Below are 25,825 nucleotides of genomic sequence, written 5' to 3' on the forward strand. Positions count from 1 at the left end.
GGCTGATTATAGCGGGCTCGCGAGGCTGCGCCCAGCGGCGTCTGGCAAGCGGTACAGGATGCCGACCTGAAACGCGGCAACGACAGGCCGAACACGCCACCCCGGCCAGCCAAACCCGATACAGACCCATTCAGGCAATTTTAAGGTGCTTGTTGTTATGCTCGCCGCCCGAATCAGCCCACTTCGAGCCCTGCGCATAGATCATGCCCGCCACACCGCCCTCAAACCTGCCCTGGCCCGGCGCCAGGCCATTGCCGGATAGCTTCTTCGACCGCGACGCTCAGCTGCTCGCCCGTGAGCTGCTCGGCAAGGTGATTCGCCATCGCGTCGCCGGGCTATGGCTGAGCGCCCGGATCATCGAGACCGAGGCCTACTACCTGGTCGACAAGGGCAGCCACGCTTCGCTCGGCTACACCGAGAAACGCAAGGCACTGTTCGCCGACGGCGGGCACATCTATATGTATTACGCGCGCGGTGGCGACTCGCTGAACTTCAGCGCTCGGGGCGCAGGCAATGCCGTGCTGATCAAATCCGGCCATCCGTGGCTGGATGCGGTCAGCGGTGCCGAGGCACTCGCGGCCATGCAATGCAACAACCCGGACACCCAGGGCCGGCCCCGCGCCCCCGAACGACTGTGTGCCGGGCAAACCCTGCTATGCAAGGCGCTGGGCCTGAAAGTGCCGGACTGGGATGCACGCCGCTTCGACCTGCAACGGCTGTTCGTCGAGGACGTTGGCCAGCAGCCGCAGTCGATCATCCAGTGCGCGCGCCTGGGCATCCCCAAGGGCCGCGACGAACATCTGCCCTACCGTTTCGTCGACGCGCAGTACGCACGCCACTGCACGCGCAACCCGCTGCGTCGTGGGCAGGTCGAAGGACGTGACTATCAACACCATGCGCTGGAGCCCAGCCCATCATGATGCAGTGGTTCGACAGCATGAACACCTGGCTGCAAGCCAGCCCGCAGTGGCTGGCATTGGCCATTTTCCTGGTCGCCTGCCTGGAGTGCCTGGCAATCGCCGGCATCATCATCCCCGGCACCGTGGTGCTGTTCACTCTCGCAGCGCTGGCCGGCAATGGCGCCCTGGAGTTGTGGCAAACGCTGTTGCTCGCCTATGCAGGTGGCCTGCTCGGTGATGCGATTTCCTACACCTTGGGTCGCCGTTTCCATCAGGGTATCCGGCGCCTGCCGGTGCTGCGCGAGCATCCCGAGTGGCTGATCGGCGCCGAGAACTACTTCCAGCGTTACGGAGTAATCAGCCTGCTGGTCGGCCGCTATATCGGCCCACTGCGGCCGATGCTGCCACTGGTGGCCGGCATGCTGGATATGCCTGCAGTGCGCTTCGCGCTGGTCAGCATACTTGCCGCTGCCGGCTGGGCAGTCGCCTACATGCTGCCTGGCTGGGCCACTGGCGCGGCCTTGCGCCTGCCGCTACCGGAAGGCTTCTGGGGCGCTGCCGGCATCGTCTGTGCCGGCCTGGCGGTGGTGGTGTTGCTGATCATCCAGGCCAGCCTGCGTGAAAGGCGCTGGGCCGCCAGCCTGGCCGCATTGCTCGGCGCCATCGCCCTGGCCGCGCTGCTGATCGGCTTTCCCCATCTGGACAGCCTCGATCAGGGACTGATGACCCTGGTGCAGGACGAACGCAGCCGTGCCTTCGATGCCATCGCGGTGCTGATCACCCGCCTCGGCGACTTCCATGTGCAACTGGCTACCGGCACCCTGCTGATCGTGCTGCTTTTGGCAGCACGTCGCTGGCAGGCCGGCCTGTTCGTCACGGCCAGCCTGCTGCTGGCCGCCACCGCCACCACCATCCTGAAGCACCTGCTGGAGCGCACACGCCCGGATGTCCTGCTACACCCCCTGGAGAGCTACAGCCTGCCGAGCGGCCATACCTCGGCGGCGTTCGCGTTCTTTCTGGCCCTGGGTGTACTTGCAGGACGCGGCAGCGCGGCACGGACACGTCTGAGTTGGCTGGTGGTAGCCACGCTACCGGCCCTGGCCATCGCCCTGTCGCGGGTCTACCTGGGCGTGCACTGGCCCAGCGACATCATCGCTGGCGCCCTGGTAGCCCTGACCAGTTGCGCCCTCAGCCTGGCTCTGGTTCAGCGCGCCGCGCCGATGCAGGCCCTGCCGGCCAGAGTGTGGTGGCTGGTGATTCCGGCATGCGCCGCATTGTTCGGTGCCATGGTCACCTGGGAGCTATCGACGGCCCTGCTGCGCTATCGCTATTGAACAAGGCGTGACGGGCAATCTATCCACCGTCACCCTGCAGACGCTCGACCATGGCCTGCAACTGATCGAGGCGCTGCTCGGGATCGTCCATCTGCAGCAACTGCAGTTTCTGCTGCGGCTCCAGCGGCAGCAGGTAGGCCAGTCGATTGGCCAGTTGCCATTGCCCTTCAGGCAGCTCGGTCATACCCAGACCTGCGACCAGCGGATGCTGAGCCAGAGCCAGGAGCAGCGCCGCCAGATCGGCATGTTCGCCGCGCAGTGGTCGCTCCTCGGGGGCGTCGAGCCATTGCACGTCGGCGATGGTCAATTGATCCGGCAGCACCTGGGCGCGCTCGACCCTGAAGCGCCGACCACCCTCCACGCGAATGCCCAGCAGGCCATTGGGGCGCTGCTGAAAATCGCAGACCCGCGCCTCGCAGCCGATAGCCGCGAAATGGCTGGCCGCATCGCCGACCTCGGCACCCTCGATGATGCACACCACGCCAAAGCCTGAACCCTGCTTCATGCAGCGGCTGATCATGTCCAGGTAGCGTGCCTCGAATATCTGCAAATCGAGCACGCAACCGGGAAACAGTACGGTGTTAAGGGGGAACAGCGGCAGATTCATCAGTTCATGACCTGTTATTCATGCAAGGTGCCAAGGCATCGCCAATCGCCTGGCAGGCTCTCACAGCAACAGGACAATCGCCAGAGGCAACAGCACGGCGGTGATCACCCCCATCAGGCTCATCGCCAGGGCGGCAAAAGCACCGCATTCGTCACTTTCCTGCAGCGCCCGCGCCGTGCCCACGGCATGCGCGGTGATGCCCAGCGCCATACCCTGCGCCGCCGGATGGTGCACCCGGCACAATCGCAGAATGGATGGCCCGACGATAGCGCCGATGACCCCGGTGATCATCACGAACACCGCCGCCAATGCAGCGATACCGCCAATCTGATCGGCCACCAGCATGGCGATCGGCGAGGTCACCGATTTGGGCGCCATGCTCATCAGCATCGGCCGCTCGGCGCCGAACAGCCAGGCCAGCCCGGCCCCGAGTACGGTGGCGAAGGTGCCGGCGATCAGCAAGGTCAGGATGATGGGCCAGAACAGCTGGCGAATCCGCCGCAGGTTGAGGTACAGCGGCACCGCCAGGGCCACGGTGGCCGGGCCAAGCAGCAGGGTCAGCGGTGCCACACTGCTGCGGTATTCGGCGAAACTCAGGCCGCACAGCAGCAGGATGCCGATCACCGTGAGCATCGACACCAGCACCGGCTGCAGGAACACCCAGCGCGTGCGCTCGTAAGCGGCCATGGCCAACTGATAGGCGCCCAGGGTGATGCCAATGCCGAACAGCGGGTGATGGGTCAGCGCCTGCCAGGCACCCTGCCAATCCAGGCTCATACATCCTCCCGGCGCTGCTGGCGCTCGATCAGTTTCTGCATCAGCCAGCCGGCGAAAGCCAGCGAGATCAGCAGCGACAACACCAACGCGCCAACCACCGCCCAGAAATCGGCGGCGATATCACTGGCATAGGCCATCACGCCCACAGCGGGCGGCACCAGGATCAGCGGCAGGTACTTGAGCAGGCTGCTGGACGCCACGCTGAGCGGCTCGCCCACCTCACCATGCACGATGAGAAAGCCGAACAACAGCAACATGCCGATGATCGGCCCGGGCAGCATCGGCAACAGCAGAACGTTGATGACGGTGCCGAGCAACTGGCACAACACCAGCCAGGAAAGGCCGCGAAGTAGCATGAGCAATCTCCGAAACGAACGATGCACGGCACCGCTGCCAACAGCAGGGGTATCCGGGCAATCTTGAAGGCATGCCGGCCATTATAGGCGTGATGACAGGCCGCTGGCCTCTGTATTGCCTCAGCCATGCGGCCTATGCCGTGCCATTCAGTCGATCAAGGCAGGCTTGACCCGCTGCCGCCCCCATGATGATCTAGGCCGCAACGGTTTCACGCACACAATAAAAACACCCGCGTCCTCAAGGAGGAACTATGCCGTTCGTACCCGTAGCAGAACTCAAGGATCATGTTGGCAAGGAACTCGGCAAGTCCGAGTGGCTGACCATCGATCAGCAGCGTATCAACCAGTTCGCCGAATGCACCGGCGACCATCAGTTCATCCACGTCGACCCGGAAAAAGCCAAGCTGACGCCCTTCGGCACCACCATCGCCCATGGTTTCCTCTCGCTGTCGCTGATACCGATGCTGATGGAAAAGATCATGATCATGCCCAAGGATCTGAAGATGGCGGTGAACTACGGTCTGGACAGCGTACGCTTCATTCAGCCGGTCAAGGTCAACTCCAGGGTGCGCCTGGTGGTGACGCTGACCGACGCCACCGAGAAGAACCCTGGCCAGTGGCTGCTCAAGGCACGCGCCGTGCTGGAGATCGAAGGCCAGGAAAAACCGGCCTATATCGCCGAACCGCTGACCCTCTGCTTCGTCTGACCCACCGCGCAACCCGTCCGCTCCCGTTTCCCGCCCAGGCGCCGGAACGGGAGCGTTGCCGCAAAGCGTGCGTTCAGACAGCGCAAACATCCAGGCTTGCGGCATACTGCGGCGCAAAGCACCGACCTGGATGTCTGCCATGAATCCGCTTGCCCAGCGCCTGCTGCCTGTTTGCCTGTCCCTGCTGCTCGCCGGCTGCGACGACGCACGCCCACTGTTACCCGCCAACGCCACCCTACCCGATGGCGGCCAGTATCGAGGCGAGATCGTCGATGGTCTGCTGCAAGGGCCGGGACGCCTGGACTACCGCAATGGCAGCTGGTTCGTCGGCCAGTTCAAGGACGGCATGCTCGAAGGCAGCGGTGAATGGCAAGGCCCGGGAGGCGAGCACTATCTGGGGGAATTTCATCAGGGCATGTTCCATGGCCAGGGCACCCTGACCTACAGCGACGGCAGTCGCTACACAGGCACGTTCGAACGCAACCGTTTCAGCGGCGTCGGCCTGCTCGAACAGGGCGACCAGCGTTACCAGGGCGAATTTCTCAACGACCGCTTTCATGGCCTGGGCAAGCTGGAGATGGCTGATGGCAGCAGCTTTCAGGGCCAGTTCGTCAAGGGCCAGCCCGAGGGTCAGGGGGTGCGCAGCGATGCCTACGGCAACCAGTACAGCGGCGTATTCGTCCAGGGGCTGCTCAATGGCCAGGGCAGTTACCAGAATGCCGATGGCGACCACTACAGCGGCGGCTTCCAGAATGACCAGTTCCACGGCAAGGGCCGCTACCAGAGCGCCAGTGGCGAGACCTGGGCCGGCGAGTTCGTTGCCGGGGTGATGCAGGGCGCGGGGGAATACACCGATGGCCAGGGCACCCGCTACCTTGGTGAGTTCGCCGACTGGCAATATGATGGCGAAGGCCTGCTCACCCTGGCCGATGGCAGCGCCTACCAGGGCCGCTTTTCTGCGGGTGAGTACAGTGGCAAGGGCACGTTGACCCTGGCTGACGGCAGCCGTCAGTCCGGCACCTGGCAGCGCGGGCGCCTGCTCCGCGATGAACAGGGCCGGATGCTGCCCGACAGCCTCGAGCTGGGCCTGCTGCTGCAAGGGCAACTGCTCGATGAAGCCATCGCCGCCATTGCGCCCTCAACCTCGGCGCGTGAGCTGTATGCACTGACCCTGGCCGGCGACGGCAAGCAGAGTGTGTTCATGCGCGAGGCCGACTATGTCAGCCGGCTAATGCGCGAGCGCTTCGGTGCTCATGGCAGCGTCAGCCTGATCAACCACCGCGACCACCTTGCCGACCGCCCACTGGCCACCCGCGAGAACCTCACCCGCGTGGTGCAGGCGCTGGCCGAACGCAGCGGCGAGGAAGACCTGATCTTCATCTACCTGACCAGCCATGGCTCAAGCCGCCACGAACTCAATCTCGACCAGCCGCGCCTGCAACTGGCCGATCTGCCGGCCAGCGAGCTGGCCGCGCTGCTGGCGCCACTCAAACAACGCAACAAGGTGGTGGTGGTTTCGGCCTGCTACTCCGGCGGCTTCATCCCGCCGCTCAAGGATGAGAAAACCCTGGTGATGACCGCCGCCCGTGCCGACCGGGTGTCCTTCGGCTGCAGCGAGGAGAACAACTTCACCTACTTCGGCCGCGCCCTGTTCGCCGAAGCGCTGGGCGAAACCGATAACCTGGAACGGGCCTTCGAGCTGGCCAGGGAACGCGTCGCCGAGCGCGAGCAGATCGACGGTTTCGAACCTTCCGAACCGCAGATCTGGGCGCCACGCGGCGTACTCCAGCATTGGCGTGAACTGCGTCAGAGCCAGGCCGAACGCGCGCTCGGCGCCGTGGCCAGCAGCCCGGCAAAGGACTGACAGGTCGCAGATCATTGCCTGACTGCAGAAATCGGAGCGCCGCAGGCGGGCAAGGCCAGGTTAGTTTTGCCACGGCCTGTTAACCTGAACTGTAACGGACAAGAGACAACCGCATGTACCTGACCCCGCAGCACATCCTTATCGCCGGTGCCACCGGACTCACCGGTGAGCACCTGCTCGATCGTCTGCTCAGCGAGCCGACGGTCACCCGCGTGCTGGCGCCGACCCGCCGCCCATTGGCCGCCCATCCGCATCTGGAAAACCCGGTGGGCGACCTGCAGGCGCTACTGCCGCAACTGTCCGGCCAGGTCGATACCGCCTTCTGCTGCCTGGGCAGTACCATCAAGCAGGCCGGCTCGCAGGAGGCCTTTCGTGCTGTCGACCACGATCTCGTGCTGGCTTTCGCCCGCCGCGCTCGCGAGCTGGGCGCGCGGCATCTGGTGGTGATCAGCGCTCTGGGCGCCAGCCCCGACTCTTCGGTGTTCTACAACCGCGTCAAAGGCGAGACCGAAGAAGCGCTGAAAGCCATGGACTGGCCACAACTGACCATCGCCCGCCCGTCGCTGCTGCTCGGAAAGCGCCATGAGTTTCGTCTTGGCGAGCGCCTGGCGGCACCGCTGCTGCGCTGGCTGCCGGGCAGGTACCGTGGCATCGACGCCTGTGCCCTGGCTCGCGCCCTGTGGCGCCTGGCCCTGGAAGAGGAAGACGGTGTGCGCGTGATAGAGTCTGCCGACCTGCGCCGCCTGGGGCGCTGATGCCGTGGATGAAGCGATGAAACCGACAAGCCTGATCGAGGCCCTGCAAGACGCCGACATGCTCGAGATCGACAGTCTGTATGCCTGGCAGTTCGACCTCGACACCGAACTGCTGGCGCAGATCAGCGCCGGCACGGCTGGCAGCGACAGCGCCGCCAAACCGCTGTTGCAGGTGCACTGCATCGATGGTCGCGAACGCCGCCAATGGACGTTCTCCCTGGCTGCGGTACAGGCTGCGCGCTACAGCGAAGCGGACGACAGCTGGCTGATCGCAGGCAACGACGCCAGCCACGCCCTCAAATGCTTCGCCGCCTATCGCGGCGACAATGATGAGGACGACGACGAGCAAGACGAAGCCTGAACCATGCGCGTCTATGACCGCTATATCCTGCCGCACCTGATCGATTTCGCCTGCGGCATGGGCGCGGTGATGAAGGCGCGCTCGCAACTCGTGCCACTGGCGCAGGGCCGTGTGCTGGAAATCGGTATCGGCAGCGGCCTCAACCTGAGTTTCTACGATCCACAGCGGGTCGAGAAGGTCGTTGGCGTCGACCCGTCCGCCGAGTTGCAGCGTCTGGCGCGCGAACGTGCCGCGTGCTGCCAGGTGCCGGTGGAGATGATCGCCCTGGAACTGGGGCAGATTCAGGCTGAGAGCGCCAGCTTCGACGACATCGTCTGCACCTTCACCCTGTGCACCATCCCCGATGCGCTCGGCGCCCTGCGCGAGATGCGCCGCGTGCTCAAGCCTGGCGGACGTCTGCTTTTCTGCGAACACGGCCTGGCGCCAGACCTGCCGGTGCTACGCTGGCAGAAACGCCTGACGCCGCTGTGGAAACCGCTGGCCGGCGGCTGCCATCTGGATCGCGACATACCCGCACTGATCGAGGCTGGAGGCTTTCATATCCGCCAACTGGATACCGGCTATCTCAAGGGCCCCAGGCCGATGACCCATGTCTTTCGCGGCTGGGCCGACTGAGCAGGCGGTAACTATCGGCCAAGCACCTCAGCAAACTCGCATACTCGGCATACACAGCCATACTGCAGAACACTTGCAGGCATTCTGCGAATGGACGTCGACGCGCGCATGAAGCTCCCCTCACCCGGTTTCGCTCACCTGCTGCTGTATGCGTGCCTGCTGTGCTGCGCCTGCAACACCTTCGCCGAAGCACGCACGGTCAAGGTTGGCGTCTATGCCAACGAGCCAAAGATCTTTGCCGATGCCAACGCACAGCCTTCGGGCATCCTCGGTGAACTGCTGCAGGCGATTGCCAACGAGGAACGCTGGCAACTACAAACGCTGCCCTGCGCCTGGCAGCAATGCCTGCAACTGCTGCAGGACGGCGAGATCGACCTGCTACCGGACGTCGCCTTCAGCGAGGAACGCGCACGCCTGATTGACTTCCATCAAACACCTTCGCTGTTCAGCTGGTCGCAGCTATACGCCCGCCAGACCCTGAGCCTGCAGAGCGTGCTCGATCTGCGCGGCCTGCGCATCGTTGCGCTGGAAGGCTCGATCCAGTTCCAGTATCTGCACAGCCTGCTCGACAGCTTCGGCCTGCAAGCGCAGATGATTGCGCTCAGCGACCTGAGCCAGGGTTTTGCCATGGTGCGCGCCGGACAGGCCGATGCCGTGGTGGCCAACCAGCTGTTCGGTGACTACCACGCCGCCAGCTACCGCCTGAGCGCCACACCGATCATGTTCCAGCCGGTGCAGCTGTTCTACGCCACCCGCAAAGGCGAAAACGCCGACCTGCTCAGCGCCATCGACCGACACCTGCAAAGCTGGCAGGCCGCGCCCGGCTCCACCTACTTTCAGGTGCTGCAGCGCTGGCGCGGTGAAACGCCGGCGCGCGACGCTCCCGCCCTGCTCTGGTGGGGGCTGGTGCTGCTGGCCATATTGCTGACGCTGGCCATCGGCGGCAGCCTGCTGCTGCGCCGTCAGGTCGCGGACAAGACCCGCCACCTCAAGGCCAGCGAGGCGCGCCTCAATACCATCCTCGACAGCGTCGAGGCGCATATCTACATCAAGGACCCGCAACTGCGTTATCAGTACGCCAATCGCAAGGTTTGCGAGCTGTTCGGCCGCAGCGCCGAGCAGGTCATCGGCCATAGCGATGCCGACTTCTTCGACAACGACACGGCGCTGGCCCTGGGCAACAACGACCGACGCGTGCTGGCTGGCGAACGCATCGAAAGCGAGGAAACCAACCGTGATCGCCACGGCCGCAACGAACGCACCTACTTCTCGGTGAAGCTGCCGTTGCGCGCAGCCGACGGCAGCATCTATGCGCTGTGTGGCATCTCCACCGACATCACCGAGCACAAGAAGAACCTCGAACAGATTCATCAACTCGCCTATTACGACGCGCTTACCGGCCTGCCCAATCGCCGCCTGTTGCTCGAACATCTGCAGTTCGCCCTGGCCCGCAGCGCGCGCAGTCGACGTGAGGGCGCACTGCTGTTCATCGATCTGGATAACTTCAAGCAACTCAACGACACCCTCGGCCACGACATGGGTGACCTGCTGCTGCAACAGGTCAGCGAGCGTCTGCTCAATCAGATACGCCGGGAAGACAACCTGTCGCGCCTGGGCGGCGATGAGTTCGTGCTGATACTGGAAAACCTCGACCCCGATCCGCAGACCGCCATCGCCACCATCGAACATGTCGCGGACAAACTGCTGCACGCCCTGGCCAGGCCATTCGAGCTGCCCGGGCACAGCCATAGCAGCAGCGCCAGCATCGGTGTCGCACTGTTTTCCCAGCCTCACGACAAACCTGAGGAACTGCTCAAGCATGCCGATCTGGCGATGTATGAAGCCAAGGCTGCCGGGCGTAACACGCTGCGCTTCTTCGATCCGCGCATGCAGCAGGCATTGGCGGCCCGTGCCACCCTGGAGCACGAGCTGCGCCAGGCACTGAACGAGGCGCAGTTGCTGCTGCATTACCAACCACAAGTCAATGCGCAGGGGCAGCTATTGGGCGTCGAAGCACTGGTGCGCTGGCAGCATCCGCAACGCGGCCTGGTGCCACCTGGCGACTTCATTCCACTGGCGGAAAATACCGGGTTGATCCTGCCCATGGGCCGCTGGATCCTGCATACCGCCTGCCGGCAACTTGCCGCATGGCGCAATGACCTGCTGCGCGCCGGGCTGACCGTGGCGATCAACATCAGCGCCCGCCAGGTTCATCACCCGGATTTCGTCCGCGATGTGCTCACGGCCGTGAAAGAGACTGGCGCCGATCCGCAGCGGCTGGAGCTGGAGCTGACCGAAAGCCAGTTGGTGCAGGATATCGAAGCGCTGATCGACAAGATGGCGCAACTCAAGGCCCATGGCGTGCGCTTCTCGCTGGATGATTTCGGCACCGGTTACTCGTCGCTCAGCTACCTCAAGCGTCTGCCGCTCGATCAGTTGAAAATCGACCGCAGCTTCGTCCACGACCTGCTCGACAACACCAGCGATACTGCCATCGTGAGGACCATCCTCGCCCTGGGCCAGGCGCTGGAGTTGCGCGTCATCGCCGAAGGCGTGGAGAGCCTTGCCCAGCGCGATGCCCTGCTGCAGCTGGGCTGCCGCCACTTCCAGGGCTACCTGTACGGCGTACCCCAGGCGGCAGAACAGATCGGCGCCCACGGTCGAGCCACCCTCGACCTGCACCAGAGCTCCGCCTGAAGGCTCAGGTGCGCGCCGGCTCGCGCAGCGCCAGCCCATCGACCAGCCCGGCAGCGATGACCATCCCCACCAGTTCGGCCAGGGTCTCGGCCTGCATCCGCTTCATCACCCGCGAGCGGTACAGGTCGACGGTCTTCACGCTGATATCGAGCTGCTCGGCCACTTCGCGATTGGTGTAGCCGCGCACCAGTGGCAGCAGCACGTCACGCTCCCGCGGGGTCAGTTGCTCGAGTCGGGCCTGCACTTCGACCAGACGCGGGTCGTGCCGGGCCTGCGGCGCGCGACGTGCAAGCGCCTGCTGCACGCTGTCGAGCAGCAGTTGCTCGTTATAGGGTTTCTCGATGAAATCCAACGCGCCAGCCTTGAACGCCCGCACCACGATGGGCACGTCGGCATGGCCGCTGACGAAGATCACCGGCAGGTCGATACCCCGTGCACGCATCTCCTCCTGCACGTTCAACCCGCCCATGCCCGGCATGCGCACATCGAGCAACACGCAGGCGTTGGCCGTCCGGTCGCAGGCCTCGAGAAAGGCGCGACCGCTGGTGAAGGGCACACCGCTCAGCCCTACCGACTCCAGCAGCCAGAGCGTCGAATCGAGCATGCCCTGATCGTCATCGACCACATAAACCAACTGTTGCATCCGTATGCAGCTCCTCTTGTAGTTATGGCGCTAGTTGCCCGACGACTCATCGTCTCGCCCCAGCGGCAAGCGGCACTCCAGGCAGAGCCCGCCACCCTCGGCCGGCAATGCCTCCAACGCACCGCCAAAGCCCTCGACGATGCTGCGACTCATGGACAGCCCAAGCCCCAGACCATCGACCTTGCTGGTGTAAAAGGGCGTGAACAGCTTGCCCAGTTGTTCGTCGCTGACGCCCGGCCCCTCATCGATGACCTGGATGATCAGGTTGCCGTCACGCTCCTGCGCCTGCAGACGAATCTGCGATGGCGCACCCGAATGTTGATCACGGTTGGCCTCGATGGCATTGCGCAGCAGGTTGAGCAACACCTGTTCGAGCAACACGCGGTCGGCGAATACCGCCGGCAGATTGTCCGGCAAGCCGTCGCTGACCACCACCTGCGCCGCGCCCGCTTCCCAGTTGCACAGGCGCACCGCTTCGCGCGCCACCTCGGCCAGGTTCAGCGCCTGCATGCGCCGCTGCCCCTTGCGCAGGAAGGCGCGCAGGCGCCTGATCACGGCCGAGGCGTGGTTGGCGTGCTCGGTGATACGCGCCAGCCCCTGCGCCACCTTGTCGACAGCGGCCTGATCGCCGCCGACGCCCTGCAGGTAGCGCTGGCTGGCGCTGGCGTAGTTGACCACTGCCGCCAGCGGCTGATTGATCTCGTGGGCGATGCCCGAAGCCAGTTCACCCAGGGTGATCAGCCGCGTGGTATGCGCCAGCTCGTCCTCCAGGCGGCGCTTGTTTTCCTCGGCCTGGATGCGTGCACTGATGTCACGCGACACGCTGACCACCTCCACCACCGCGCCGGTGTAGGTCTCGCGAATCGCGCGGCTGGCGGTCTCGAACCAGAGATAGCGCCCGTCGCGATGCCGGATGCGATAGGTCATGGTGTGGTAGCCGTCCTGCTCCAGTGCTTCGCGCGCCTGCTTGGCCTGCTGCAACTGATCCTGCGGATGCAGCAGGCTGTCGACGGCCATGCCACGCAGCTCTTCCGGCCAATAGCCGAGCAATGTCCAGCTGGCGGGTGTGGCGTCGAGAAACACGCCATCCGGGGTATGCCGGGAAATCAGGTCGGTGGTGTTCTCGGTGATCAGCCGATACAGCCGCCGGGCGCGCGTCGCCTCGCGCTGCTCAAGGACTTCGCGGGTGGCCTCACGGCAACGCGCCAGCACCCGCTGCTCTGTCACATCGGGGATGAAGCTCCAGATCAGGATGCGCGCGCCGTCCTGTGCCTCCACGGCCTCGATGGCCCGTGCCTGCTCCAGGCAGGCGCGCACCAGCGGCAGATGATTGACCGGCAGCAACTCGCCCACCTGCGCCAGCGCGCGCTCACCGAGCAGCCCCTGCAACGCCGCGTTGCTCTCCAGCAGACGCGCCTCGGCGTCGAGCAGCAGCGCCGGCTGCGGGTCGGCCGACAGAAGCGGTGCGCTGCGCGCCAGTCCCGAGGCCAGCTCGACCATCTGCAGCAGCAGCTCGCGCAACCAGGGCAGCCACTCCAGCCCGGCCGCCTCGTCGACCTGCAACAGCAGCACGCCCGGTTGGCCAGGCTGCAGTTGCAGGGCCAGCGCCTGGCCATGATGCAGCGCGGCACGACGCAAACGCCCGGCCAGCCAGCACGGTAGCTGGCGCAGGGCGTCGAAGGTCAGGCTGGCCTGCACGCCAAGCGCGGTGAACAGTGTCTCGTCACTGGCTTCCAGCGGATCGCCCATGCCGGGTGGCAGGCGCGGGCCGTCATCGACCTGGGCATAGGTGCGACTGGCCGGCTGCCAGGTGAGGTACCAGGCCTGGCGCACCTGCGGGCACCCCAGCAAGGCCTGGCGCAACGCCTCGGCACGCACCCCCAGCGGCGGTGCCTCACGCTGGATGCGCAGCCAGGACTGCAGGGGAACAGCGGAAAGATGAGCGTCGATATTCATATAGTAATTATTCTATAAAACCTTGGTACAACTTCCATAAAAAATAGAAATGACCTATAAATTGCCGCCAGCAAGCTTCGGTAATGCCTGCATCATTACCGGAATAACCAGAGCTAACAATCAGCCAAAGGTGTATCCGCCATGTCGATCTACGAGCAGGGCCTCGGCCGCGCCGCCGTCAACCATGTTGCCCTCAGCCCCCTGAGCTTCATCGAGCGTACGGCGGCGGTCTACCCGCACTACCCGGCGGTGGTGCATGGCTCGATTCGCCGTAACTGGGCCGAGACCTACGCGCGCTGCCGGCGCCTGGCCTCGGCCCTGGCCGGCCGTGGCATCGGACAGGGCGACACGGTGGCGGTGATGCTGCCGAACATCCCGGCGATGCTCGAAGTGCATTTCGGCGTGCCAATGATCGGCGCGGTGCTCAACACCCTCAACGTGCGCCTGGATGCCGAAGCCATCTCCTTCATGCTGCAGCACGGCGAAGCCAAGGTGGTGATCGCCGACCGCGAGTTCTTCGATGTGATCCACGCCGCCATCGGCATGCTCGATCACCCGCCGCTGGTGATCGACGTCGACGACCCCGAGTACGGCGAAGGCCAGGCAGTCAGCGATCTAGACTACGAGGCCTTCCTCGCCGAAGGCGACCCGGAATTTGCCTGGCAGTGGCCGGAAGACGAGTGGCAGGCCATCAGCCTCAACTACACCTCCGGCACCACCGGCAACCCCAAGGGCGTGGTCTATCACCACCGTGGCGCCTTCCTCAACGCCATGGGCAACCAGATGACCTGGAACATGGGCAACCACCCGGTCTACCTGTGGACGTTGCCGATGTTCCACTGCAACGGCTGGTGCTACCCCTGGACGATCACCGCCCTGGCGGGCGTGCATGTGTTCCTGCGCCGCGTCGACCCGGCGAAGATCCTCACCCTGATCCGCGACGAGCAGGTCACCCACCTGTGCGGCGCACCCATCGTGCTCAACGCCCTGGTGAACATGCCGGCCGAGGCCAAGGCAGCCATCGACCATCCGGTCAAGGCCATGGTCGCCGGCGCCGCGCCACCCGCCAAGGTGATCGGCGCGGTAGAGGAAATGGGCATCGCCGTGACCCACGTCTACGGCCTGACCGAGGTCTACGGCCCGGTGACCCTGTGCGCCTGGCACGCCGAATGGGACGAACTGCCGCTGGAAGAACGCGCCACCATCAAGGCGCGCCAGGGCGTGCGCTACCCGACCCTGGAAGGGGTGATGGTCGCCGACCCGAAAACCCTCGAGCCGGTGCCGCGTGACGGCCAGACCATCGGCGAGATCTTCATGCGCGGCAACACCGTGATGAAGGGCTACCTGAAGAACCCCAGCGCCACCGCCGAGGCCTTCGAGGGCGGCTGGTTCCACACTGGCGACCTCGGTGTGTGCCACGCCGATGGCTACGTGGAAATCCGCGATCGTCTCAAGGACATCATCATCTCCGGCGGCGAGAACATCTCCACCATCGAGGTCGAGGGCGTGCTCTATCGCCACCCGGCGGTGCTGGAAGCGGCCGTGGTCGCCCGCCCGGACGAGAAATGGGGCGAGACGCCCTGCGCCTTCATCACCCTGAAGACCGGCCAGCAGGCCAGCGACAGCGAGATCATGACCTTCTGCCGCGAGCACCTGGCCGGCTTCAAGGTGCCCAAGACCGTGGTCTTCACCCAGCTGCCGAAGACCAGCACCGGCAAGATCCAGAAGTTCGTCCTGCGCGATATGGCCAAGGCGCTGTAGAAGCGGCCCTCACCCCCGGCCCCTCTCCCGCAGGGAGAGGGGTGAATGAACCGTTTTCACAACAACAAGAACCGGCCCTGGCGGCCGACGGAGAACCTTCATGCAAATTTTCAAGCGCCGTGACGGCGACGAACAACCTTACTGGCCCTTCGGTCCGTTCAAGGTGCGTCTACCCTTCGTGCATTACCGCTGGGAAACCGCCGAGATGCTGCAGGCGCTGATCATGTTCGTGGTCAGCCTGGCGATGATCCCGCTGCTGGAGAAATACCTCGGCCTGCCCTATGACGTGGCCCTGGCCTATGTAGTGGTGTGCGGCATCGGCTTCATGCTGCCGGCGCTGCTCGGTGTGCCGCTGGTGCCGGGTTGGATCACCCCCGGCATCCCCGTGGTGCTGCTGTTTCTCGGCAACTACGAGCCGGGCCCTGCGGCCATTCAGGCGCTGTTCGCCCTGCAGTTTCTGGTGTTCGTGATCTTCCTGTTCCTCGGCGTCACCCGCCTGGGCAGTGTCCTGGTGCGACTGATCCCCAACTCGATGAAGGGCGGCATCATCATCGGTGCCGGTATCGCCGCGCTGATGGGCGAAATCAGCGCCGGCGGCCGTCTGGCCAACACGCCGATCTCCCTGGTGCTGGGCAGTCTGATCTGCCTGTACCTGATGTTCTCAGTGTCGTTCAAGGGCCTGACCGAGCGCGTGCCCTTCGCCCGCAAGATCGTCAACTACGGCATGGTGCCGGGCATGCTGATCGCCATCTTCATCGGCATCGCCGTGGGCGAGTACAAGATGCCGGATTTGAAATGGGGCATCACCGCGCCGGCCTTCGGCGAGATGTGGAACTACCTGCCGTTCAACGTCGGCTTCCCCAGCCTCGACGTGTTCCTGCTGGCCGTGCCCACCGCAGTGATCGCCTATGTGATCGCCTTCGGCGACATCATCGTCGGCCAGTCGCTGATGCAGCGCGCCGATGAGCTGCGCACCGACGAGGTGATCGAAAACAACGTCGACCGCATCCACCTGGTCACCGCCATCCGCAACGCCCTGCACGCCTTCTTCGCGCCCTACCCGGGCCTGGCCGGCCCGCTGTGGACAGCCGTGGCGGCGACCATGGCCGAACGCTACAAGTACGGGCGCAAGGCGATGGACTCGATCTACAGCGGCGCCGGCACCTTCTGGATCACTGGCTTCGCCGCGCTGTTCATGCTGCCGCTGGTCAGTTTCTTCCAGCCGGTGCTGCCGATTGCCCTGTCGCTGACGCTGATCCTGACCGGCTACATCTGCCTGATGGTCGGCTTCGAACAACTGAACAACAACACCGAACGTGGCATCGCCGGCACCATGGGTGTGGTGCTCGCCGTCTACGGCGCGGGCTGGGGCCTGGCCGCAGGCGCGGCGCTGTACATCCTGGTCGAGCGCACCCATCTGCTTAAATTCACCAGTGTCAAAGACCAGCGGCGCGAGACGACCGAAGCCGACTGACACCTTTCGTTCCATGCGCCGCGCTTGTCGCGGCGCCCCTGCTGTCGAGGTTGCACCATGCCCGAATTCAACGCCCCGCTGCGCGACATGCGCTTCGTCCTCCATGACGTGTTCCAGGCGCCGAGCCTGTGGGCACGCCTGCCGGCCCTGGCGGACACCGTCGATGCCGACACCGCCGATGCCATCCTCGAAGAGGCGGCCAAGGTCACCGGCAATCTGATCGCCCCGCTCAATCGCAGCGGCGACGAGGAAGGCGCGCAGTGGGAAGGCGGCGACGTGCGTACCCCGACCGGTTTCCGCGAGGCCTACGCCACATATATCGAAGGCGGCTGGGTCGGCCTGTCCGGCAACCCAGAGTACGGCGGCATGGGCATGCCCAAGATGCTCGCCGTGGCCTTCGAGGAAATGCTCTACGCCGCCGGCTCCAGCTTCGCGCTGTATTCGGCACTGAGTTCCGGCGCCTGCCTGGCCATCGATGCCCACGCCAGCGAAGCGTTGAAAACCACCTATCTACCGCCAATGTACGAAGGCCGCTGGGCCGGCTCCATGTGCCTGACCGAGGCCCATGCCGGCACCGACCTGGGCATCATCAGAACCAAGGCAGAGCCACAGGCCGATGGCAGCTACAAGGTCACTGGCAGCAAGATCTTTATCACCGGTGGCGAGCAGGATCTGACCGAGAACATCATCCACCTGGTGCTGGCCAAACTGCCGGACGCGCCGGCCGGGCCGAAGGGCATCTCGCTGTTTCTGGTACCCAAGGTAATGGTCAACGCCGATGGCAGCCTCGGCGAGCGCAACGCCGTAAGCTGCGGCTCCATCGAGCACAAGATGGGCATCAAGGCCTCAGCCACCTGCGTGATGAATTTCGACGGCGCCACCGGCTACCTGATCGGTGAGGTCAACAAGGGCCTGGCGGCGATGTTCACCATGATGAACTACGAGCGCCTGTCCATCGGCATCCAGGGCATCGGCTGCGCCGAGGCGTCCTACCAGTCGGCGGTGGCCTACGCCCGTGAACGTATCCAGAGCCGCGCCGCCACTGGTCCGGTCAATCAGGACAAGATCGCCGACCCGATCATTGTGCACGCCGACGTGCGCCGCATGCTGCTGACCATGAAGGCACTGAACGAAGGCGGTCGTGCCTTCGCCTGCTACGTTGGCCAGCAGCTCGATCTGGCCAAGTACGCCGAGGACGCCAGCGAGCGGCAGAACGCCGAAGCGCTGGTCGCCCTGCTGACTCCGGTGGCCAAGGCCTTCTTCACCGACACCGGGCTGGAAAGCTGCGTGCACGGCCAGCAGGTGTTCGGCGGCCATGGCTATATCCGCGAATGGGGCCAGGAACAACTGGTGCGTGACGTGCGCATCGCGCAGATCTACGAAGGCACCAACGGCATCCAGGCGCTCGATCTGCTCGGGCGCAAGGTAGTAGCCAACGGCGGTGCCGCGCTGCGCCTGTTCGCCAGCGAAGTCCGTGACTTCGCCCATGCCCATGAATCGCCCTTCGGTGATCGCCTGGTGGAAGCGCTGGAACGCCTGGAAGCGGTCAGCGGCTGGCTGCTGGAGCAGGCCAAGGTTGACCCGAACTCGGTCGGCGCCGCCTCGGTGGAGTACCTGCACCTGTTCGGCTACGTCGCCTACGCCTACATGTGGGCACGCATGGCCGCAGTGGCGCAGAACAAGCAGGCAGAGGATGAAGCCTTCTACGGCGGCAAGCTCGCCACCGCCGAGTTCTTCTTCGCCCGCCTGCTGCCGCGCACCCTGGGCCTGGAGGCGAGCATTCGGGGTGGTAGCCAGCCGCTTTATGGTCTGGCTGCCGAGCAATTTTGAAGACTGTGTCTGCGTTATCTGTGCCGGAGCTCATGGGGTGGACCGAACAGCCGCGTGGGCTAAAGCCCACCCTACAAGACCGTAGTCTGGAAGCGAGCATTCGCGCCGGCAGCCAGTCGTTGTATGGCCTGACTGCCGAGCAGTTTTAAACGTAGGGCGGGTGCAACCCGCCACCGCCGAATCGGCGGTTCCACAAGGTTGAGCGTGTTGCGCGGCGCTTCGGCGCCGCGCTTTTTTATTCGAGCCTCGGCTGGCCCCTGCCCAGCCGACGAGGAGCCCTTATGCGTGAAGTCGTAATCGTCGCTGCCTGCCGTACCGCCATCGGCAGCTTTCAGGGTGCGTTGAGCCGCATTCCCGCGCCACAACTGGGCGCGGCGGTGATCCGTGAACTGCTGGCCCGCACGGGAATCGAGGGTGAGCAGGTCGACGAAGTGATCCTCGGCCAGGTGCTCACCGCAGGCAGCGGGCAGAACCCGGCGCGGCAGAGCGTGTTGCTCGCCGGCCTGCCGCACACGGTACCGGCCATGACCCTGAACAAGGTCTGCGGCTCCGGCCTCAAGGCGGTGATTCTCGGCGCGCAGGCCATTCGTGGCGGCGATGCCGAGATCATCATTGCCGGCGGCCAGGAGAACATGAGCCTGGCGCCCTACGTCATGCCCGGCGCCCGCAGCGGCCTGCGCATGGGCCATGCGCAACTGGTCGACACCATGATTCAGGACGGCCTGTGGGACGCTTTCAACAACTACCACATGGGTATCACCGCCGAGAACCTGGCCGAGCAGTACGGCGTCACCCGTGCCGAACAGGACGCCTTCGCCCTGCGCTCGCAACAGCGCGCCCAGGCCGCCATCGAGGCCGGTCGCTTCGCCGATGAGATCGTCCCGCTGGACATTCCCCAGCGCGGTGCCGAGCCGCTGCGTTTTGCCCAGGACGAACAACCGCGCGCCGGCACCAGCCTGGATAGCCTGGGCAAGCTGCGCCCGGCGTTCAAGAATGACGGCACGGTAACTGCCGGCAACGCCTCGACGCTCAACGATGGCGCCGCCGCTGTGCTGCTGATGAGCGCCGAGAAAGCCGCCGAGCTGCAACTGCCGGTGCTGGCCCGTATCGCCGCCCACGCCAGCGCCGGGGTCGACCCGGCAGTGATGGGCATCGGCCCGGTATTCGCCAGCTGCAAGGCGCTGGAGCGTGCCGGCTGGAGCCTGGAACAGCTCGACCTGATCGAGGCCAACGAAGCCTTCGCCGCCCAGGCCATCGCCGTTGGCCGCGAGCTGCATTGGGACAGTGCCAAGGTCAACGTCAACGGCGGTGCCATCGCCCTCGGCCACCCCATCGGCGCCTCCGGCTGCCGCATCCTGGTCAGCCTGGTGCACGAAATGCAGCGTCGCGATGCCCGCCGTGGCCTGGCCACCCTGTGCATCGGTGGCGGCCAGGGTGTGGCCTTGGCCATCGAACGCTGAAACAATCGCCGCCACTGCACAAGAACAAGAGAATCCCCATGCGAACCCTGACCACCCTGACCGGCAACAGCCAGAAACTCGATGGCGGCGCCATGTTCGGCAACGCGCCCAAGGCCCTCTGGCAACGCTGGATGCCGGCCGACGAACTGAACCGCATCGACCTCGGCTGCCGCGCCCTGCTGGTGCAGGAAGACGCGCGCAACATCCTGGTGGAAACCGGTATCGGCGCCTTCTTCAGCCCCGAGCTGAAGCAGCGCTTCGGCGTGCAGGAAGACCAGCACGTGCTGCTCGACGAACTGGCGAAGGTCGGTTTGAGCGATGCCGATATCGATATCGTCGTGCTCACCCACCTGCACTTCGACCACGCCGGCGGCCTGCTCGCCGCCTGGCAGGATGGCGAGCCGGCACGCCTGCTGTTTCCCAACGCGCGCTTCGTCACCGGTCGACGTCAGTGGCAGCGAGCCTGCACGCCACACGCCCGCGATAAGGCCTCCTATATCCCGGAACTACTGGCTCTGCTGGAGGCAAGCGGACGCCTGCATCTGATCGATGAAACCGAGCACTGCGAATTGCTCGGTAGCGACTGGCGCCTGCACTGGAGCGACGGCCACACGCCCGGCCAGTTGCTGCCGGAAGTGGCCATGCCGGGCGGGCCGGTGGTGTTTCCCGGCGACCTGATTCCCGGCGCACCCTGGGTGCACCTGCCGATCACCATGGGCTACGACCGCTTCCCCGAAGGCCTGATCGAGGAGAAGGAAGCACTGCTGAGCGACCTGCATGCTCGCGGCGGCCGGCTGGTATTCACCCACGACCCGGACGTGGCCATGGGTCGGGTAACGCGAGACGCAAAAGGCCGCTACGGGCTCGATGCAGCGGTAAAAGCAGCGCATCTGCTGGCAAACTGACGCCATCAGCCCTTGACGAGCCGGCCATGCAGCGCGAGCATGGCCGCTTGTTTTTTCGCCGTGGTCACGACCACACCAGCATCCCCAAGGAGGGGGTTGTGCCTGGCCAGCGTGAGACTGGCCGTGGTGCCGTACCCACCTCGACAGCCCTGGGGGAATCGCTTCATGAGCCTGGCCTCTGTACGCGCCTTCTTCGCCGCCAAGGCGCCCGACATCACGATCATCGAATTGCAGACCAGCACCGCCACCGTGGCGCTGGCGGCCGAAGCGCATGGCGTGGCGCCAGGGCAGATCGCCAAAACCCTGGCCTTCCGCATCGCCGAGCGTGACGTGCTGATCGTCGCCCGTGGCGATGCGCGCATCGACAATCGCAAGATGAAGGAATGCTTTGGCACCAAGGCACGCATGCTCGATGCGCAAACGGTGGTCGAACTGACCAGCCATCCGGTCGGCGGCGTTTGCCCATTCGGCCTGGCCACGCCCCTGAGCGTCTACTGCGACCGCTCGCTGCTGGCTTTCGATGAAGTGCTGCCAGCGGCCGGCGCCACCCACAGCGCGGTACGCATCGCCCCGCAGCGCATGGCCGAACTGGTCGGTGCCGAGTGGATCGACGTGTGCCAGGAAGTGGAAACGGCAACCTGCTGAACGGGCGACGTCGGGTGCACCCCGCGCCCCGGGGCGTTTGCGGATTAACTCCAGGCTACGCACCGCCCCCAAAAACCGGTGCGCACAGCGCACCCTACGGCGCCCTGGCACCATCTCGGGTTGCATCCGGGCTACAGATTTCCAGACACCGCAGCCTTCCGTAGCCCGGATGCAATCCGGGGCCAGTTATCAGAAAGTGGCGTATCTCGTTGGCCTACAACCCGCCGCTGACGCCTAGGCTGAAGCCCAGCGCGGTGGCCAGCGAGAACGGCAACAGCAGGGTATCGAGCAGCGCGCTGGCCGGCAGATCCAGCCCCGCGTAACGCGGTGCCTCGGCGCCGAAACGATCCAGCGGGCAGCAGCCGCCATTGATCGTGTACCAATCCAGCCGCGTACCGGCGTAAACCACCGGCGCACCGGGCTTGGCCGCATCCAGCGTGCGCACCGTGGCACAGCCGCTCAGGCTCAGCAGCGCCACAGCGCAAACGAACAGCCGCACGGAGTTAGTCATCCGACACCACATGATGCTCGCCCCAGCGCGGCAGCATGTCCTGCGGGATGTTCAGGCAATTGAGGATGCGCGCGACAACGAAGTCCACCAGATCATCCAGCGTCTGCGGCTGGTGATAGAAGCCGGGCGAAGCCGGCAGGATGGTCACGCCCAGATTCGACAGCTTGAGCATGTTTTCCAGATGGATACTCGAATACGGCGCCTCGCGCGGCACCACGATTAACTGGCGACGCTCCTTCAGCGCTACGTCGGCGGCACGCTCGATCAGGTTGTTGCAGGCACCGCTAGCGATGGCCGACAAGGTGCCGGTGCTGCACGGCACCACCACCATGGCCGTTGGCGCGCCGGAGCCGGAAGCGGCCGGGGCCATCCAGTCTTCCTTGCCATAGACGCGGATCTGCCCCGCCGCCGCACCGGTGTACTCGGTAAGAAACTGCGCCATGGCCTGCGGCTTGGCCGGCAGCGCCACGTCGGTTTCGGTGGCCATCACCAGTTGTGCCGCCTTGGAAATCAGGAAATGAACCTCGCGTTCTTCCTGCACCAGACAATCGAGCAGGCGCAGGCCGTATTGCGCGCCCGAGGCGCCGGTCATCGCCAGCGTTATGCGTTCCGGACCTGACATTCAACCCTCCAGTGCAGCGGCCAGCTTGCCGTGCAAACCGCCAAAACCGCCGTTGCTCATGACCACCACCTGCGTACCCGGTCGCACCAGCGCCTTCACGCCGTCGATGATCGACTCCAGCGAGTCGCACACGCGCGTCGGGTTCGGCGCCTGCGCCACGGTGGCGGCCAGGTCCCAGCCGAGATTCGGCGGCGCATACCAGAACACCGCATCGGCCTGCCCGGCCGATTCGGCCAGACCGTCACGGTGCGCACCGAGCTTCATCGAGTTGGAGCGCGGCTCGATCACCGCAATCACCTGGGTATCGTCGCCGACACGCTTGCGCAGGCCGTCGAGCGTGGTAGCGATGGCCGTGGGGTGGTGGGCGAAATCATCGAAAATGGTCACGCCATTGACCTCGGCGACCTTCTCCATGCGCCGCTTGGCGTTGACGAACCGGCCCAGCGCCTCGATGCCCAGCGCCGGCACCACGCCGACATGGCGCGCCGCAGCGAGTACGGCCAGGGCGTTGGCGACGTTGTGTTGGCCGGTCAGGTTCCACTCCACGGTACCCTCGACCTTGCCGTCGAAGCTCACCTCGAAGCGCGAGCCATCGGCGCTGAGCAAACGCGCCTGCCACTGGCCACCTTCACCAGTGGTCTGCACGGGCGTCCAGCAGCCCATCTCGATCACCCGCGCCAACGCGGTTTCGCTGGCCGGGTGGATGACCAGGCCTTCGCTGGGAATGATCCGCACCAGATGGTGGAACTGCCGCTCGATAGCAGCCAGATCCGGGAAGATGTCTGCGTGATCGAATTCCAGGTTATTGAGGATCGCCGTGCGCGGACGGTAGTGGACGAACTTGCTGCGCTTGTCGAAAAAGGCGCTGTCGTACTCGTCGGCCTCGACCACGAAGAAGGGTGTCTCGCCCAGGCGCGCGGAAATGCCGAAGTTCTGCGGCACACCGCCGATCAGAAAGCCTGGCGCCATGCCGGCGTGCTCCAGCACCCAGGCCAGCATGCTGGAACTGCTGGTCTTACCATGGGTGCCGGCCACCGCCATCACCCAACGGCCCTGCAGCACGTGGTCAGCCAGCCACTGCGGGCCGGATACATAGGGCAAGCCCTTGTTCAGTACGTATTCGACGGCGGGATTACCACGACTCATGGCGTTGCCCACCACCACCAGATCCGGCGCCGGCTGCAAGTGCGCGGGGTCATAGCCCTGCATCAGCTCGATGCCCTGAGCCTCCAATTGCGTGCTCATGGGCGGGTAAACGTTGGCATCGGAGCCGGTGACGCGGTGGCCAAGCTCCTTGGCCAGCACCGCGAGCGAACCCATGAAGGTGCCGCAGATGCCGAGAATATGGATATGCATGAATGACCTCTTGAGGTGCCCTATTCACCGGGCTTAACGCGATGGCGGCAGGTTAGCACAGCGTCCGACGGGCGGCTGCTGCGCCCTGTTCAGACCAGGACGCGAAAACCAAGTTGCCCGGCCGGTAAAAATCAAACGCTTGCTTGGATTGCGCATTCAACTGGCTTTGAGGCAGCATCGACCGAGTCGCTGGCATATACAGCTGCATCGCCGCTGCTGCCCACCACAAAGAGAAGCCGAGGCCCACCATGCGCATCGTCCAAGCCACCCTGGAGCACCTGGATCTGTTGACCCCGCTGTTCGTCAAATACCGCGAGTTCTACAACGAGCTGCCCTACCCCGAGTCGTCGCGCAAGTTTCTCGAGAAGCGCCTGCGCCGCAAGGAGTCGGTGATCTACCTGGCCCTGGCCGACGACGAAGACAAGCTGCTCGGCTTCTGCCAGCTCTACCCCAGCTATTCCTCGCTGTCGCTCAAACGCGTGTGGATTCTCAACGACATTTATGTAGCCGAAGACGCTCGCCGCCAACTGGTGGCCGACCGTCTGCTGCACACGGCCAAACAGATGGCCAAGGACACCAACGCCGTGCGCATGCGCGTAGCCACCAGCCGCGACAACGAAGTGGCGCAGAAAGTCTACGAGTCCATCGGCTTCGTCGAGGACGAGCAATTCAAGAACTACGTGCTGCCGATCAACGTCGACTGAGCCAGCGAGCGCTCGCCACGGCTTGCCGCGAACGGCCACCGCCCTTATGGTGGCCGGGTTTTCCGCCACGAAGCATTCCCCATGTGGTCACTCAAGGCCTGGCGCCGTCGTCGCATTCTCGAACGCAACCCCGTCGATCCGACTCACTGGGCCGAGGTTCGCAAGCGCCTGCCCATCCTTGATGGCCTCGAAGAACACGAAGAGCAGCACCTGCGCGAACGCGCCGTGCTGTTCCTGCATGACAAGCACCTGACAGCACTGCCCGGCCTCGAACTCGGCCTGGTCGAACACCTGCTGCTGGCGGCTCAGGCGCAATTGCCCCTGCTGCACCTGGGCGATCTGGACTGGTACCGGGGTTTTCACGAAATCGTCCTCTACCCGGATGACTTCATCAGCCCGCAGCGCCACCGCGACGCCAGCGGCATCGAACACGAATGGGACGACGCGCGCAGCGGCGAGGCCTGGCAACAGGGCCCGGTGATCCTCGCCTGGCCCGGGGTCGAGGCCAGTGGCGGCTGGGAAGGTTACAACCTGGTGATCCACGAACTGGCACACAAGCTGGACATGCTCGAAGGCGGCGCCAATGGCCTGCCGCCGCTGCACCGCGACATGCGCGTGCAGGACTGGGCCCACGCCATGCAGAGCGCCTATGACGCCCTGAACGCCGAGCTGGACGCCAACCCCGAGGCCGAAACCGCCATCGACCCTTACGCCGCCGAAGACCCGGCGGAATTCTTTGCCGTCACCAGCGAATACTTCTTCACCGCCCCGGACCTACTGGCCGACGCCTTCCCGGATGTCTACCGGCAACTGGCGCTGTTCTACCGTCAGGACACACTCGCCCGATTGCAGCGTTTGCAGGCGCAACACCCCGATTACCAGGAGGTCGAAAACGCGACCAATGGCTGAGTAGGACGCCGTAGTAACGCACTGCGAATACGCCTATAATGCGCCCCACTTTTTTGGCCCTCCCTGGGAGTTTCCCC

The 25,825-nt window shown here is 64.9% G+C and carries 25 protein-coding genes; 16 read left to right on the forward strand and 9 right to left on the reverse strand.

The annotated features are described in order from the left end of the window. Positions 1–203: 203 nt before the first annotated feature. Complete coding sequence (locus J7655_RS17645) at positions 204–920, forward strand: DNA-3-methyladenine glycosylase (RefSeq protein ID WP_230925547.1); 717 nt, start codon at positions 204–206, stop codon at positions 918–920. Continuing rightward, a complete protein-coding gene (locus tag J7655_RS17650) occupies positions 917–2,233 on the forward strand; it encodes a bifunctional DedA family/phosphatase PAP2 family protein (protein WP_230925548.1) in 1,317 nt (438 codons plus the stop codon). The genes J7655_RS17645 and J7655_RS17650 overlap by 4 nt, the downstream gene beginning before the upstream one ends. A 19-nt stretch (positions 2,234–2,252) precedes the next feature. On the opposite strand, the gene J7655_RS17655 is transcribed toward J7655_RS17650, so the two are convergent. Genes J7655_RS17655 through J7655_RS17665 form a run of 3 tightly spaced genes read right to left on the reverse strand, consistent with a single transcriptional unit; the run spans position 2,253 to position 3,973 of the window. Continuing rightward, positions 2,253–2,840, reverse strand: a complete 588-nt coding sequence (locus tag J7655_RS17655) for an LON peptidase substrate-binding domain-containing protein (protein WP_230925549.1) — start codon at positions 2,838–2,840, stop codon at positions 2,253–2,255. A gap of 60 nt (positions 2,841–2,900) precedes the next feature. Further along, complete coding sequence (locus J7655_RS17660; RefSeq protein ID WP_230925550.1) at positions 2,901–3,617, reverse strand: LrgB family protein; 717 nt, start codon at positions 3,615–3,617, stop codon at positions 2,901–2,903. Then, the gene (locus tag J7655_RS17665; RefSeq protein WP_147810355.1) at positions 3,614–3,973 is read right to left on the reverse strand and encodes a CidA/LrgA family protein; all 360 of its coding nucleotides are present in this window, start codon (positions 3,971–3,973) and stop codon (positions 3,614–3,616) included. Before J7655_RS17665 ends, J7655_RS17660 begins: the two co-directional genes overlap by 4 nt. A gap of 251 nt (positions 3,974–4,224) precedes the next feature. Between J7655_RS17665 and J7655_RS17670 the strand changes: the two genes are divergently transcribed. From J7655_RS17670 to J7655_RS17695, 6 genes are all read left to right on the forward strand, one after another. Continuing rightward, entirely contained in the window at positions 4,225–4,680 is a 456-nt protein-coding gene (locus J7655_RS17670; protein WP_064494975.1) for a MaoC family dehydratase, read from the forward strand. 139 nt (positions 4,681–4,819) lie between these two features. Further along, complete coding sequence (locus J7655_RS17675) at positions 4,820–6,544, forward strand: C13 family peptidase (RefSeq protein ID WP_230925551.1); 1,725 nt, start codon at positions 4,820–4,822, stop codon at positions 6,542–6,544. 113 nt (positions 6,545–6,657) lie between these two features. Next, positions 6,658–7,299 carry an oxidoreductase gene (locus J7655_RS17680; protein WP_230925552.1) on the forward strand — a complete coding sequence of 214 codons (642 nt, stop codon included), beginning with the start codon at positions 6,658–6,660 and terminating at the stop codon, positions 7,297–7,299. Between the two features lie 16 nt (positions 7,300–7,315). After that, positions 7,316–7,660: a DUF5629 family protein gene (locus tag J7655_RS17685; protein ID WP_230925553.1), complete on the forward strand. Its 345-nt coding sequence runs from the start codon at positions 7,316–7,318 to the stop codon at positions 7,658–7,660. A gap of 3 nt (positions 7,661–7,663) precedes the next feature. Next, positions 7,664–8,275 (forward strand): class I SAM-dependent methyltransferase, encoded by a 612-nt coding sequence (locus J7655_RS17690; protein WP_230925554.1) that lies wholly within the window; start codon positions 7,664–7,666, stop codon positions 8,273–8,275. 108 nt (positions 8,276–8,383) lie between these two features. Further along, the gene (locus tag J7655_RS17695) at positions 8,384–10,972 is read left to right on the forward strand and encodes an EAL domain-containing protein (protein WP_230925555.1); all 2,589 of its coding nucleotides are present in this window, start codon (positions 8,384–8,386) and stop codon (positions 10,970–10,972) included. Positions 10,973–10,976: 4 nt separating this feature from the next. Here J7655_RS17695 and J7655_RS17700 read toward each other — a convergent pair whose 3' ends face one another. Together J7655_RS17700 and J7655_RS17705 are read right to left on the reverse strand one after the other, a co-directional pair. Further along, positions 10,977–11,615, reverse strand: a complete 639-nt coding sequence (locus J7655_RS17700; protein WP_230925556.1) for a response regulator transcription factor — start codon at positions 11,613–11,615, stop codon at positions 10,977–10,979. 30 nt (positions 11,616–11,645) lie between these two features. Continuing rightward, positions 11,646–13,571, reverse strand: coding sequence for a sensor histidine kinase (locus tag J7655_RS17705; protein ID WP_230925557.1), 1,926 nt, complete (start codon positions 13,569–13,571; stop codon positions 11,646–11,648). Between the two features lie 141 nt (positions 13,572–13,712). Between J7655_RS17705 and J7655_RS17710 the strand changes: the two genes are divergently transcribed. The 5 genes from J7655_RS17710 (at position 13,713) to J7655_RS17730 (ending at position 21,001) form a co-directional block, all read left to right on the forward strand. Further along, positions 13,713–15,332, forward strand: coding sequence for an acyl-CoA synthetase (locus J7655_RS17710; RefSeq protein WP_230925558.1), 1,620 nt, complete (start codon positions 13,713–13,715; stop codon positions 15,330–15,332). 100 nt (positions 15,333–15,432) lie between these two features. Next, positions 15,433–16,806 (forward strand): solute carrier family 23 protein, encoded by a 1,374-nt coding sequence (locus J7655_RS17715; protein ID WP_230925559.1) that lies wholly within the window; start codon positions 15,433–15,435, stop codon positions 16,804–16,806. Positions 16,807–16,863: 57 nt separating this feature from the next. Then, positions 16,864–18,636 (forward strand): acyl-CoA dehydrogenase C-terminal domain-containing protein, encoded by a 1,773-nt coding sequence (locus tag J7655_RS17720; protein WP_230925560.1) that lies wholly within the window; start codon positions 16,864–16,866, stop codon positions 18,634–18,636. Positions 18,637–18,917: 281 nt separating this feature from the next. Then, on the forward strand, positions 18,918–20,096 hold the full coding sequence (locus J7655_RS17725; protein WP_230925561.1) for an acetyl-CoA C-acetyltransferase: 1,179 nt from the start codon (positions 18,918–18,920) through the stop codon (positions 20,094–20,096). Positions 20,097–20,134: 38 nt separating this feature from the next. Continuing rightward, positions 20,135–21,001, forward strand: a complete 867-nt coding sequence (locus J7655_RS17730) for an MBL fold metallo-hydrolase (protein ID WP_230925562.1) — start codon at positions 20,135–20,137, stop codon at positions 20,999–21,001. Between the two features lie 5 nt (positions 21,002–21,006). Here J7655_RS17730 and J7655_RS17735 read toward each other — a convergent pair whose 3' ends face one another. After that, complete coding sequence (locus tag J7655_RS17735; RefSeq protein WP_230925563.1) at positions 21,007–21,168, reverse strand: hypothetical protein; 162 nt, start codon at positions 21,166–21,168, stop codon at positions 21,007–21,009. On the opposite strand from J7655_RS17735, the gene J7655_RS17740 reads away from it, so the two are divergent. Then, on the forward strand, positions 21,167–21,646 hold the full coding sequence (locus J7655_RS17740; protein ID WP_147810360.1) for a YbaK/EbsC family protein: 480 nt from the start codon (positions 21,167–21,169) through the stop codon (positions 21,644–21,646). The genes J7655_RS17735 and J7655_RS17740 overlap by 2 nt on opposite strands. Before the next feature lie 214 nt (positions 21,647–21,860). Here J7655_RS17740 and J7655_RS17745 read toward each other — a convergent pair whose 3' ends face one another. Genes J7655_RS17745 through mpl form a run of 3 tightly spaced genes read right to left on the reverse strand, consistent with a single transcriptional unit; the run spans position 21,861 to position 24,135 of the window. Beyond that, positions 21,861–22,157, reverse strand: a complete 297-nt coding sequence (locus J7655_RS17745; protein WP_230925564.1) for a YceK/YidQ family lipoprotein — start codon at positions 22,155–22,157, stop codon at positions 21,861–21,863. Further along, positions 22,150–22,779, reverse strand: a complete 630-nt coding sequence (ubiX, locus tag J7655_RS17750; protein ID WP_230925565.1) for a flavin prenyltransferase UbiX — start codon at positions 22,777–22,779, stop codon at positions 22,150–22,152. Before ubiX ends, J7655_RS17745 begins: the two co-directional genes overlap by 8 nt. Continuing rightward, a complete protein-coding gene (gene mpl / locus J7655_RS17755; protein WP_230925566.1) occupies positions 22,780–24,135 on the reverse strand; it encodes a UDP-N-acetylmuramate:L-alanyl-gamma-D-glutamyl-meso-diaminopimelate ligase in 1,356 nt (451 codons plus the stop codon). A 248-nt stretch (positions 24,136–24,383) separates the two neighbouring features. On the opposite strand from mpl, the gene J7655_RS17760 reads away from it, so the two are divergent. Together J7655_RS17760 and J7655_RS17765 are read left to right on the forward strand one after the other, a co-directional pair. Continuing rightward, complete coding sequence (locus tag J7655_RS17760; RefSeq protein WP_106733470.1) at positions 24,384–24,839, forward strand: GNAT family N-acetyltransferase; 456 nt, start codon at positions 24,384–24,386, stop codon at positions 24,837–24,839. An 81-nt stretch (positions 24,840–24,920) separates the two neighbouring features. Then, positions 24,921–25,748 (forward strand): M90 family metallopeptidase, encoded by an 828-nt coding sequence (locus J7655_RS17765; RefSeq protein WP_230925567.1) that lies wholly within the window; start codon positions 24,921–24,923, stop codon positions 25,746–25,748. The last annotated feature ends 77 nt before the right edge of the window (positions 25,749–25,825 follow it).

The sequence above is a fragment of the Pseudomonas wenzhouensis genome, assembly GCF_021029445.1.
Classification (GTDB): Bacteria; Pseudomonadota; Gammaproteobacteria; order Pseudomonadales; family Pseudomonadaceae; genus Aquipseudomonas; species Aquipseudomonas wenzhouensis.